13 protein-coding genes are annotated in these 12,604 nt (G+C 42.8%); 9 read left to right on the top strand and 4 right to left on the bottom strand.

Annotated elements, in window-relative coordinates; all coding sequences use genetic code 11:
- Positions 1-12: 12 nt before the first annotated feature.
- Positions 13-771, bottom strand: coding sequence for a GntR family transcriptional regulator (locus PG086_RS07840; RefSeq protein WP_162279561.1), 759 nt, complete (start codon positions 769-771; stop codon positions 13-15).
- A gap of 279 nt (positions 772-1,050) precedes the next feature.
- Between PG086_RS07840 and PG086_RS07835 the strand changes: the two genes are divergently transcribed.
- From PG086_RS07835 to PG086_RS07795, 9 genes are all read left to right on the top strand, one after another.
- Complete coding sequence (locus PG086_RS07835; RefSeq protein WP_000196629.1) at positions 1,051-2,838, top strand: glycoside hydrolase family 35 protein; 1,788 nt, start codon at positions 1,051-1,053, stop codon at positions 2,836-2,838.
- Positions 2,835-3,311, top strand: coding sequence for a PTS sugar transporter subunit IIB (locus PG086_RS07830; protein WP_000156959.1), 477 nt, complete (start codon positions 2,835-2,837; stop codon positions 3,309-3,311). Before PG086_RS07835 ends, PG086_RS07830 begins: the two co-directional genes overlap by 4 nt.
- A gap of 26 nt (positions 3,312-3,337) precedes the next feature.
- On the top strand, positions 3,338-4,243 hold the full coding sequence (locus PG086_RS07825; RefSeq protein WP_049520507.1) for a PTS mannose/fructose/sorbose/N-acetylgalactosamine transporter subunit IIC: 906 nt from the start codon (positions 3,338-3,340) through the stop codon (positions 4,241-4,243).
- Entirely contained in the window at positions 4,230-5,051 is an 822-nt protein-coding gene (locus PG086_RS07820) for a PTS system mannose/fructose/sorbose family transporter subunit IID (RefSeq protein ID WP_000185287.1), read from the top strand. The genes PG086_RS07825 and PG086_RS07820 overlap by 14 nt, the downstream gene beginning before the upstream one ends.
- Before the next feature lie 3 nt (positions 5,052-5,054).
- Positions 5,055-5,459: a PTS sugar transporter subunit IIA gene (locus PG086_RS07815; protein WP_033629163.1), complete on the top strand. Its 405-nt coding sequence runs from the start codon at positions 5,055-5,057 to the stop codon at positions 5,457-5,459.
- A 104-nt stretch (positions 5,460-5,563) separates the two neighbouring features.
- Positions 5,564-6,730, top strand: a complete 1,167-nt coding sequence (locus PG086_RS07810) for an SIS domain-containing protein (RefSeq protein ID WP_270748483.1) — start codon at positions 5,564-5,566, stop codon at positions 6,728-6,730.
- Positions 6,731-6,740: 10 nt separating this feature from the next.
- Positions 6,741-7,736 (top strand): tagatose-bisphosphate aldolase, encoded by a 996-nt coding sequence (gene lacD / locus PG086_RS07805; RefSeq protein WP_270748482.1) that lies wholly within the window; start codon positions 6,741-6,743, stop codon positions 7,734-7,736.
- Positions 7,737-7,882: 146 nt separating this feature from the next.
- Entirely contained in the window at positions 7,883-8,920 is a 1,038-nt protein-coding gene (locus tag PG086_RS07800; protein ID WP_000649413.1) for an aldose epimerase family protein, read from the top strand.
- Between the two features lie 110 nt (positions 8,921-9,030).
- Entirely contained in the window at positions 9,031-9,885 is an 855-nt protein-coding gene (locus tag PG086_RS07795) for a VOC family protein (RefSeq protein WP_084872151.1), read from the top strand.
- A gap of 113 nt (positions 9,886-9,998) precedes the next feature.
- On the opposite strand, the gene PG086_RS07790 is transcribed toward PG086_RS07795, so the two are convergent.
- From PG086_RS07790 to PG086_RS07780, 3 genes are read right to left on the bottom strand one after another with little or no spacing between them, the layout of a single operon-like run.
- Positions 9,999-11,231 carry a sensor histidine kinase gene (locus PG086_RS07790; RefSeq protein WP_270748479.1) on the bottom strand — a complete coding sequence of 411 codons (1,233 nt, stop codon included), beginning with the start codon at positions 11,229-11,231 and terminating at the stop codon, positions 9,999-10,001.
- Complete coding sequence (locus PG086_RS07785; RefSeq protein WP_109290240.1) at positions 11,232-11,906, bottom strand: response regulator transcription factor; 675 nt, start codon at positions 11,904-11,906, stop codon at positions 11,232-11,234. It abuts the gene before it with no gap.
- Between the two features lie 9 nt (positions 11,907-11,915).
- Entirely contained in the window at positions 11,916-12,536 is a 621-nt protein-coding gene (locus PG086_RS07780; protein WP_270748477.1) for a GTP pyrophosphokinase, read from the bottom strand.
- Positions 12,537-12,604 lie beyond the last annotated feature (68 nt).

The raw sequence follows: 12,604 nt of genomic DNA, 5'->3' as shown, positions 1-12,604 counted from the left end.
TCAAGCTTTCTCTTAATGACCTCGATTACATGAGAGGAATTTAATTTTGTAGTAGTCTGCTCGCTTATACGTTTCACTATAGGCGAGGACTTGGCCAGTAGCCTCAAGTTTAGTAGTCTTCGTTTGGAAGACAGTTGGAAATTGTGTATCGATTCCGAGTACAGAAGCAGCATGCTCTGGTGTTGGGAATGCGATTTCGTTGATTTCCTCAAAATGTTCATCGTTCATGTGAATGCGGTAATCCAATTTGAAGCGTTTATAGATAGAACTATAATAGTCAAGATTTGGATAGTTGGCATTGATGTATTGTTCAGGAATATAAGATGTGTGGTAGATGTAAGTTACGCCATTTGTTTGACGGGTACGTTCAATTTTGTAGTAGAACTGATCTCCACGTAATCCAAGTTTCTCTAAGTATTCAAGCTTGTTTCCACGCTCGATAGAAAGGACAGTGACTTTATCGTCTTTTGTTTCAAAGATTTCGACATCTGAAAATTCAACGAGTTTGTGCTTGCGGGCACGTGAAACGAAAGTCCCTTTCCCTTGTTGGCGGACAATATAGCCGTCTTTTGCAAGGTCATTCAAAGCACGCACAACAGTGATTGAACTAACATCATACATCGCGATCAATTCTGCTTCTGTATAAAATTTATCTCCACTTGCAAATTGACCAGAGATGATTTTGTTTTTTAATTCATCTTTAATATATTGGTATTTTGGAATAGCCATAATTTCACCTCGATTCTCTTTCTCCAATTTTGATTCTACCATAAATACAGACAAAATAGTAGTATTTAGGTAAAAAAAATTAAAATAATAGACTAAAAATGTTATGTTACATGTAAAAAATTCCATTTTATAACCTTGTGAATTATCATACATAAAAAGATCGCTTTCATGCTATTTTTAGATAATTTTGGTAAATGGTAAGTAAAAAAATAGAAAAATTTTAAAGAATTTTCTAAAACCTATTGACAAATGCAAAAGATTTGATTATATTTAATATTATAATAAATGAAAGCGCAAACTTAATTCGTCAGAGGTAATAACATGACCAGATTTAAAATTGAGGACGATTTCTATTTAGACAGAAAACCGTTCAAGATTTTGTCCGGCGCCATTCATTATTTTAGGATTCCAGCAGAGGATTGGTATCATTCTCTCTATAACTTAAAGGCGCTTGGCTTTAATACAGTCGAGACCTATGTGGCTTGGAATTTACACGAACCTGTTGAAGGGGAGTTTGATTTTGAAGGTGCCAGAAATTTGGAGAGATTTCTTCAAATTGCACAAGATCTAGGTCTCTATGCCATTGTACGCCCGTCTCCATTTATCTGTGCGGAATGGGAATTTGGTGGCTTGCCGGCTTGGCTCTTGACAAAGGACATGCGAATTCGCTCGTCCGACCCGGCCTACATCGAGGCTGTTGCTCGCTATTATGACCAATTATTGCCAAGGCTTGTGCCTCGCTTGTTGGATAATGGTGGAAACATTCTTATGATGCAAGTCGAAAATGAATATGGCTCTTATGGAGAAGATAAGTCTTATCTACGAGCAATTCGGAAATTGATGGAAGACCGAGGGATTGATTGCCCACTCTTTACTTCAGATGGCCCATGGAGGGCTACTCTGAAAGCCGGAACCTTGATCGAAGACGATCTCTTTGTGACAGGAAACTTCGGTTCTAAAGCTCCGTACAACTTTTCACAGATGCAGGAATTCTTTGATGAGCATGGCAAGAAATGGCCCCTCATGTGTATGGAATTCTGGGATGGTTGGTTCAACCGTTGGAAAGAACCCATCATCACTCGTGATCCTAAAGAATTGGCAGAAGCTGTTCGAGAGGTATTGGAGCAAGGCTCTATCAACCTTTACATGTTCCATGGTGGTACAAACTTTGGTTTCATGAATGGTTGCTCGGCTCGAGGAACTCTGGATTTGCCGCAAGTCACATCTTACGACTATGATGCCCTTCTCGATGAAGAAGGCAATCCAACTGCTAAATACTTAGCAGTCAAGAAGATGATGGCAACCCACTTCCCAGAGTATCCACAGTTGGAACCACTCTATAAGGAAAGCATGGAGATAGGGTCCATTCCATTGGTCGAAAAAGTTTCCTTGTTTGAAACCCTGGATAATCTCTCTAGTCCTACTGAAAGCCTCTATCCAAAAGCGATGGAAGAACTTGGTCAAAGTTATGGCTACCTTCTCTACCGCACGGAGGCAAGTTGGGATGCAGAAGAGGAACGTCTCCGTATCATCGATGGACGTGACCGAGCTCAACTCTTTGTAGATGGTCAATGGATTGCTACTCAATACCAGACAGAGATTGGCGAAGACATCTACTGTCAAGGCAACCGAGAAGGCTTTTCAGAGATTGACATCTTGATTGAAAATATGGGGCGTGTCAACTACGGACATAAGTTTTTGGCAGATACGCAGCGTAAAGGAATTCGAACAGGTGTCTGCAAGGATCTACATTTCTTACTGAATTGGAAACAATATCCACTGCCACTGGATAATCCTGAGAAGATTGATTTTTCAAAAGGATGGACAGAAGGACAACCAGCCTTTTACGCTTTCGACTTTACTGTTGAAGAGCCGAAGGATACCTACTTAGACTTGTCTGAGTTTGGTAAGGGAGTTGCCTTTGTCAACGGGCGTCACCTAGGGCGTTTCTGGAACGTCGGCCCGACCCTCTCACTTTATATCCCTCATAGTTATCTCAAGGAAGGTGCTAACCGCATCATCATCTTTGAAACTGAGGGCGAATATAAAGAAGAGATTCACTTAACTCGTAAACCTACACTAAAACACATAAAGGGGGAAAACTTATGACAATTGTAGGATGCCGTATCGATGGACGTTTGATCCACGGTCAAGTAGCCAATCTTTGGGCTGGAAAACTAAATGTTTCACGCATTATGGTTGTAGACGACGAAGTTGTTAACAACGATATTGAAAAGAGTGGTTTGAAACTTGCGACACCACCAGGTGTGAAACTCAGTATCTTGCCAATTGAGAAAGCAGCAGCAAATATCCTTGCTGGTAAATACGATAGCCAACGTCTCTTTATCGTTGCACGTAAACCAGACCGTTTCCTTGGTTTGGTCGAAGCAGGTGTTCCGCTTGAAACACTCAATGTCGGCAATATGTCTCAAACACCAGAAACTCGCTCTATCACACGTTCTATTAACGTGGTAGACAAGGATGTGGAAGATTTCCACAAACTAGCAGAAAAAGGTGTGAAACTCACTGCTCAAATGGTTCCAAATGATCCAGTTTCAGACTTTTTGAGCTTATTAAAATAGGAAAAAATTTTTAGGAGGTCATTGTTATGATACAATGGTGGCAAATTTTACTTCTCACTTTGTACTCAGCTTATCAAATCTGTGATGAGTTGACAATCGTTTCATCTGCAGGTTCCCCTGTATTCGCTGGTTTCATTACCGGTTTGATCATGGGAGATGTGACAACTGGTTTGTTTATCGGTGGTAGCTTGCAGTTGTTCGTTCTTGGGGTTGGTACCTTCGGTGGTGCTTCTCGTATCGACGCAACTTCTGGTGCGGTTCTTGCAACAGCATTCTCTATCTCTCAAGGTATTGATACAGATCTTGCGATTACAACAATCGCTGTACCAGTAGCAGCACTTTTGACATACTTCGACGTTCTTGGACGTATGACAACTACTTTCTTTGCACACCGTATTGATGCTGCGATCGAACGCTTTGACTACAAAGGTATCGAACGCAACTACCTACTTGGTGCGCTTCCATGGGCTCTTTCACGTGCCCTTCCAGTATTCTTCGCTCTTGCTTTTGGTGGTGCTTTCGTACAATCAGTAGTAGACCTTGTTAAAGAATACCAATGGGTTGCAGACGGTTTGACACTTGCAGGTCGTATGCTTCCAGGTCTTGGATTTGCAATCTTGCTTCGTTACCTTCCAGTTAAACGTAACCTTCACTACCTTGCTATGGGATTTGGTTTGACAGCTATGTTGACTGTTCTTTACTCAAACGTACAAAGTCTTGGTGGAGCAGTTGCTGGTATCATTAGCACTCTTCCTGCTGAAGTTGCTGAAAAAATTGGCTTTGTTAACAACTTCAAAGGATTGTCTATGATCGGTATCTCTATCGTGGGTATCTTCCTTGCAGTTGTTCACTTCAAGAACAGCCAAAAAGTTGCTGTAGCAGCACCTTCTACACCATCAGAAAGTGGGGAAATTGAAGATGACGAATTCTAATTACAAATTAACAAAAGAAGATTTTAATCAAATCAACAAACGTAGCTTGTTTACTTTCCAATTAGGTTGGAACTACGAACGTATGCAAGCTTCTGGTTACCTTTACATGATCTTGCCTCAATTGCGTAAAATGTATGGGGATGGAACTCCTGAATTGAAAGAAATGATGAAAGTTCATACTCAATTCTTCAACACTTCACCATTCTTCCACACAATTATCGCTGGTTTTGACCTTGCCATGGAAGAAAAAGATGGTGTGGGTTCAAAAGATGCCGTTAACGGTATCAAGACAGGTTTGATGGGACCATTTGCTCCTCTTGGAGATACAATCTTTGGTTCACTTGTACCTGCTATCATGGGATCTATCGCAGCAACTATGGCTATCGCTGGCCAACCATGGGGTATCTTCCTTTGGATCGCAGTTGCAGTTGCTTATGACATCTTCCGTTGGAAACAATTGGAATTTGCCTACAAAGAAGGGGTTAACCTTATCAACAACATGCAAAGTACTTTGACAGCTTTGATTGATGCTGCATCTGTACTTGGTGTCTTCATGATGGGTGCTCTTGTAGCAACAATGATCAACTTTGAGATTTCTTACAAATTGCCAATCGGTGAAAAGATGATTGACTTCCAAGACATCTTGAACTCAATCTTCCCACGCTTGCTTCCAGCAATCTTTACTGCCTTTATCTTCTGGTTGCTTGGTAAGAAAGGTATGAACTCTACTAAAGCGATCGGTATCATTATCGTTCTTGCAGTAGGTCTTTCATTCATCGGTAAATTCTTGCTTGGAATGGGCGCATAATTTATGAGTAAATCATTAATTTTGGTGAGTCATGGTCGTTTCTGTGAAGAACTTAAAGGTAGCACGGAAATGATTATGGGTCCACAAGACAACATTCATGCAGTGGCTCTTCTTCCAGAAGATGGTCCAGAAGAATTTACTGCTAAATTTGAAGCTGCTATCGAAGGTTTGGATGATTTCCTAGTCTTTGCAGATCTTCTCGGTGGTACACCATGTAACGTGGTAAGCCGTTTGATCATGGAAGGTCGCGACATTGAACTCTACGCAGGGATGAATCTTCCAATGGTGATTGAATTTATCAATGCCAGCCTTACAGGTGCAGATGCGGACTACAGGAGCCGTGCTGCAGAAAGCATCGTAAAAGTCAACGACCTGTTAGCGGGCTTCGATGATGACGAAGATGAATAAGATGTGACTTAGAGCATCTTATATAGAATATACATGGGAATGGGAGTCACTCCCATTCCCATATTTTCAATAGGAATGAAACAACAATAGATTAGAGGAACTCTATGCTAAATTACACAAAAGAAGAATTACTTGAACTGGGTGCAGAAATCACGACTCGTGAGATCTACCAACAGCCCGATGTATGGAAAGAAGCTTTTGAAGCCTATCAAGCAAAACGGGAAGAAATTGCAGCATTCCTACAAGGAATCGCTGATAAACATGACTATATCAAGGTCATCTTGACAGGTGCTGGGACTTCTGCTTATGTGGGAGATACCTTGGTACCATACTTTAAGGAAGTCTATGACGAACGCAAATGGAATTTCAATGCTATTGCGACAACTGATATCGTAGCCAATCCAGAAACCTATCTGAAAAAAGATGTGGCGACTGTTCTCGTTTCCTTTGCTCGTAGTGGAAATTCACCTGAAAGTGTGGCGACAGTTGATTTGGCTAAAGCCTTGGTGGACGACCTTTACCAAGTGACCATTACATGTGCTGCAGAAGGTAAATTGGCTCTTCAAGCTCATGGTGATGAGCGCAATCTTTTGCTCTTGCAACCAGCTGCTTCTAATGACGCTGGATTTGCCATGACTTCTAGCTTTACGTCTATGATGCTAACAGCTCTCTTGGTTTTTGATCCTACAGAATTTGCTGTGAAAACTGAACGTTTTGAAGTTGTGTCTAGCCTTGCCCGCAAAGTTCTAGACAATGCAGCAGATGTTAAAGAGCTGGTTGACCTTGACTTTAACCGCGTTATCTACCTGGGCGCTGGTCCTTTCTTTGGACTTGCTCATGAAGCTCAGCTCAAGATTTTGGAATTAACAGCTGGTCAAGTGGCGACCATGTATGAAAGCCCAGTTGGCTTCCGTCACGGTCCAAAATCATTGATCAACGAAGATACAGTTGTTTTGGTATTTGGTACAACGACAGACTACACTCGCAAGTACGATTTGGACTTGGTTCGTGAAGTGGCTGGTGACCAGATTGCTCGTCGTGTTGTGCTCTTGAGTGATCAAGCCTTTGGTCTTGAAAATGTCAAAGAAGTGGCCCTTGGCTGTGGTGGTGTCTTGAACGATATTTACCGTGTCTTCCCTTACATCGTATATGCCCAACTCTTTGCCCTTTTGACTTCGCTCAAGGTAGAAAATAAACCAGATACGCCGTCTCCTACTGGTACCGTAAACCGTGTGGTGCAAGGTGTGATCATTCATGAATATCAAAAATAAGGAAGTGTCTATGAGTAAATTACAATTAAGTCCCAATAAAGTAGCTTGCTTGCAAAAACTCTCTGACGAGAACGGCATTATCTCAGCTCTTGCCTTTGACCAACGTGGTGCTTTGAAACGCCTCATGGCTCAATACCAAACGGAAGAGCCAACAGTTGCTCAAATGGAAGAACTTAAAGTATTGGTTGCAGATGAATTGACAAAATACGCATCATTTATGCTCCTTGACCCTGAGTATGGTCTTCCAGCTACTAAAGCCCTTGATGCCAATGCTGGTCTTCTCCTTGCTTATGAAAAAACTGGTTACGACACAACAAGCACCAAACGCTTGCCTGACTGCTTGGATGTTTGGTCTGCAAAACGCATCAAGGAACAAGGCGCAGACGCTGTTAAGTTCTTGCTTTACTATGACGTAGACAGCTCTGACGAACTCAACCAAGAAAAACAAGCCTACATCGAACGCATTGGTTCTGAGTGTGTGGCGGAAGACATTCCATTCTTCCTTGAAATCTTGGCTTACGATGAAAAGATTGCGGATGCAGGTTCTGCAGAATACGCTAAAGTGAAACCACACAAGGTTATCGGTGCTATGAAGGTCTTCTCAGACCCACGCTTTAACATCGATGTTTTGAAAGTGGAAGTTCCAGTCAACGTCAAATACGTTGAAGGCTTTGGCGACGGTGAAATCGTTCATACACGCGAAGAAGCAGCAGCCTTCTTCAAAGCTCAAGACGAAGCAACAAATCTTCCATACATCTACTTGAGTGCAGGTGTGTCAGCTAAACTCTTCCAAGAAACCCTTGTCTTTGCCCACGAATCAGGCGCAAACTTCAACGGCGTTCTTTGTGGCCGTGCAACATGGGCTGGATCAGTTGAAGCCTACATCAAAGACGGTGAAGCAGCAGCTCGTGAATGGCTTCGCACAACTGGTTTTGAAAACATTGACGAACTCAACAAGGTTCTTCAAACAACAGCGACTTCATGGACTGAACGTGTAGAAGCATAAAACAAGTATAGAAGAATCCCCTTTTGTTAAGAAGCTGCTTAAGGTTTTCTGACAAAGGATTCTGAAAATAGAAACTACAACCATAGATGGTGAATACACTCTCTATGGTTTGTTTACTTAAGAGAAATGGACCAAAGGAGAGAAGAATGAAAGCATACACAGAACGTGTATTTGGAAATCATGAGGGCAAGGATGTCTTGGCCTATCGCTTTGAGACTGACAGTGGCTACCAACTAGAAATTATGACTTATGGTGGGACCATCTTGCGCTATGTCACACCTGACAAGGCTGGAAATTTTGCCAATGTGATTTTGGGCTTTGATGATTTTGATAGCTATGTAGGTAATAGTCCCAAGCATGGAGCAAGTGTAGGTCCTGTAGCAGGCCGTATTGCAGGTGCGATATTTGAGCTCAATGGTCAGACCTATAATCTTGAAGTCAACAATGCCAGCAACTGTAACCACAGTGGTTCAACAGGTTGGGATTCGAGCTTGTTTGAATTGGTAGAGGTGAGCGACCATGGCTTGACTCTCTACACAGAGCGTACAGACGGGACAGGAGGATTTCCTGGTAATCTCAAGATCTGGATCAGCTATCACTTGGAAGAGACTGGTGCTTACGAAGTCAGCTACAAGGTAACGACTGATCAGGATACGCTGGTCAATCCAACCAACCACAGCTACTTCAACTTGTCTGGTGATTTTACGCAGACAATTGACCGCCATGTCTTCCAGCTAAATACGGAGGGCATTTACCCAATCGCTCCGGACGGTGTTCCGGCTAAGACTCCAGATGCTACTCGTGATGTGGTGAAACACATCTATAATGGAGCCTTGTTGAAGGACATCTTTGCAGAGGACGATGAGCAAATCCAGTTGGTATCTGGTTTGGATCACCCATTTGCCCTTCCTGCAGGTCATGACAATGCTGGTTTTCTTTATGACCAAAACTCAGGTCGCTTCCTACTTTTCAAGACAGAGGCCCCTTGCTTTGTGGTCTACACAGCAAACTTTGTGGATGAGAGTGTCATCATAGCTGGTCAGCCAATGGTGCAACACAATGGGATTGCCCTTGAAGCGCAAGCTTTACCAGATGCCATTCACAGCGACCTCAAAGACCAAGTCATTCTCAAAGCAGGGGAAACCTTCACCAGCAAAACTCGTTACGAGCTTGTTGTAAAATAAAAAGAAGAGCTGGTTTCCAGCTCTTTTGAGTTGTCTTCGTTGACATTCTATCTCAATAGTGTATAATTGATGTAATTAATTAAGTTACAACAAACGAAAGGAGACACCCGATGACTTATGCATACCAAAGCCACATTTATCTAGCAGAGGCTGTTTTAAATGTCAAGGATTTGACGAGTCAAACGGCTTTTTATCACCAGATTATTGGCTTGGAGATTTTATCCCAAACAGAGACAGAAGCGATTTTGGGACTTGGTCGAAAAGCCTTGGTTCACTTGATTCAGGCAGAAAAGACAGGGGAAGTAAGGGAGTATTATGGACTCTACCATCTGGCGATTTTGTTGCCGACACGAAAAGCCTTGGCAGATGTCTTGAGACACCTAAGTGATTTACGCATTCCTCTGGTTGGGGGTGCAGATCATGGATACAGCGAGGCTCTTTATCTAGAGGATTTGGAAGGAAATGGCATTGAACTCTACCGTGATAAGCCAGTGTCTTCATGGGATATTCGAGAAGACGGCCGCATTATCGGTGTGACCGAAGCCCTTGCGGCACAGGATATCTATGAGTTAGGGGAAAAGGTGGATCCCTTTATCCTAGCTGAAGGGACGAGAATGGGGCATATCCATCTATCGGTGAAGGATAGCCGCGCGGCGAGTCAGTTTTATCAAAAGGTGTTAGGGCTAGAAGATAAATTTAGCATTCCTAGTGCTAGTTGGATAGCGGCTGGTCAGTACCATCACCACCTGGCTGTCAACGAGTGGGCTGGAAAAGGGCTAGCTCCGCGTGAACAAGGCTTGCCGGGCTTGGCCTACTATGTCCTTGAGGTCGAAAGCAAGGAGGAACTTTTGAACATCGTTAAGCAAGCACAAGAGCTAGAAGCACCGATCAAGTGGTTAAATTCGAGTGAGTTGGATTTGGTAGATCCAGATGGGATTGTGACCCGTATTCGCTTGGCACGATGAGATATGAAAAACACATCATAGACATAGAAAAAGGCGGACAAGCTCGTATTCTGTTTTTAGAATGCGGACTTGTTCGCTTTTTTATGAAATGATAAAGGGTAAAAGAGCTATAGCTATAACCAGACTGTAAAGGTAATCACTTGTTTTTTGTAGGTGACAAATATTTTACCTCTAAATAGGCTGACGAGATGCTGAGCCATGGAGAGGCCAATTCCGTGTCCAGATATGGTTTGGTTGTTGTGAGAAGTCTCCGCACGATAAAAGCGATCAAAGAAACGCTTAATATTAGCTGCTTGTCCATCCTTGTAATCATTAGAAATAGTGATGCAGGTTCGTTTGCGTAGTAGGTAATTTTTGCGTTGGAGTGTCAAGCGAATTGTTCCAGCGGGATCGCAGTATTTTCGGGCATTGTCAAGAAGGATGCTAAGAAGCTCATAAAATTCTTCTTGGGCTACTTTTTCTACAACGTCTGCTTCAATAGAACTTTCAAATTTTTTATCTTCTTTGGTAAAGAGAGGAGCAAAATCTGAGGCAACCTTTTCAGCGATGACGGAGATATTTTGAGGAGCTAATTTGATATCCTCTTGCTCCTCGAGCCGAGCAAGTCGGATGAGTCTTCCAATCAGGTGGTTGAGTCGTTCCGTCTGTTCTTTAGTGCTGATACTCCACTCAGTCTCTCCCTCCATTAACTCCTGTAGCTCGGTATTGGCCGAAATGATGGCTAGAGGCGTTTTGAGTTCGTGTCCTGCATTGGTGATAAACATCCGTTGTTTTTCATAGTTTTTGATAAAAGGACGAATGACAATCCCTGAAATCAAGGTGAAGAGCAGTATGAGGAGGAGTAAGCTAGCTAGGGCCAGCCAGATAGAGACCTGAAGTAGGGTGTCGCGTTCGCGGATATAGTTAGTTGTCTCAAAGAAGACCAGTAGTTTCCCAGTCGTAGATTGGCTCACTTGGTAGGTAAAATAGCGTCCCTTATGAGTAATAGAACCATAAGTTTCTTGCTTTTTGAGGATGTTTGGGAGAAAACTTTTGACTTCAGACTCAGTTAAGGACTGGACATTTGTGAGGGAGATGGCGTAGTCATTTTCCTTTTCTCTGACGGAGAAGTATTGAAAATTGTAGACAATTCCTTCTTGGATATTTTTCTCAGTCAGACTTTCCTTGATTTCGTCTGTAATAGGAAGTTCGCCCTCATTCTTGGTTAAGATAGAGAGGACGGTGTGGATGTTACCCTCCGTCTGAGTGTAGACGATACTATTCATCAAGACTAGAAAGAAGGTTAGAATCAGAGTAATGGCAAGAGTGGCCGTTGCGATAAATTTGATACGAAGTTTTCGAAACATCTAGTCACCTCCTGTCAATTGGAAGGGGCCTTCTGCAGCTCCAAGTATTTGTAAGCTAGACTGGACACTTTGGAGTTTTTGGCGTAGGTAGGAGATATAGAGAAAGACGAGCTCGTGATCCTGTTCTTCCAGCTCATCTGGCCAGACCTGCTCTAGTAGTTGTTGACAACTGAGGGGTTGGTTAGCGTGCTGGATGAGGAGAGTCAAGAGTTGGGTTTCCTTTTTCCCTAAACGAATGCTGTTTGTAGCAGCCAATTCTTGTTCCTCAATATCCAAGCGAGTATTTCCTAATTGGACTGTATCCGGGGTGTAGTCTTCCAGGCGGCGTGCAGTAGAACGGAGTCTAGCTAAGAGTTCCTTGAGCGAGAAAGGTTTGGTCAAGTAGTCGTCAGCACCTGCATCAAGTCCAGTTACGCGGTCATCCACTTCGGCCATGGCTGTCAACATGATGACGTGAGTCGTATTGCCTGCCTGGCGAATTTCTTTGAGGGCTTCGATTCCAGTTTTAATTGGCATCATGATGTCAAAAATCATGAGGTGATAGTGGTTAGATTTAGCCTTTTCGACAGCGTCTTGTCCGTTAAAAACAGAATCAACGCTGTAGCCTTCGCGTTCTAACGCAACAGTGATAACACGGTTTAGTTGGGTTTCATCTTCGGCAAGTAGGATTTTCATAGGTTCTCCTTAGTCTTGATCAGAGCGCTGAATCAAATCACGGATGGTCTGCATGGTCAAGTCACAAGAAGCAAGCTCATCGGCACAACGTTTGAGCTCGCGCGTGATTCGCTCAGGATTTTGGATGTTTTTCTTGTATTTCATCTGGTGTTCGAGGCTAGCCCAGGAGTCCATAGCAATTGTGCGCAGTTGAATCTCGATAAAATAGGTACCCTGGTCATTTTCCAGACAGTCTGGGTAGGGAGTGGTCACCTCTAGAATCAGATGATAGGAACGGTAGCCGTTGGGTTTGACCTGACGGATATAGTCTTTCTCTTTGAAAATATGGATGCTTGGCATCTGGCGAATATACTCTACGATGCGGTAGATATCATCTGTAAAGCCTGTGATAATTCGAACACCAATAGCATCTTGTATTTCTTTAAGAGCGGATTGACTTGTCTGAGGAAGGCCCTTGCGTTGGCATTTTTCACGCATACTTTTTTCTGTTTTGATGCGTGCATGCAAATGCTCATATAGTTTGAGGTTGGTTTCTTTTTTGTAATTGGCTGCGGCCTCTTCTATGTCTTGAATAAAGGTTTGCAAGATGGTGGGTAAATAGGCCTCACAGCTACCATAGATAGAATTCATAAGCACGTCCATTCTGAACAGTTTTTTACTATTAACTATTATATCATGAAAACACCGATATGAGATAA

It is taken from the genome of Streptococcus halitosis (genome assembly GCF_027691175.1).
In the GTDB taxonomy this organism is placed as follows: domain Bacteria; phylum Bacillota; class Bacilli; order Lactobacillales; family Streptococcaceae; genus Streptococcus; species Streptococcus halitosis_A.
The sequence above is the reverse complement of the archived record's forward strand: the minus strand, read 5'-3'. Positions and strand labels throughout refer to the sequence as shown.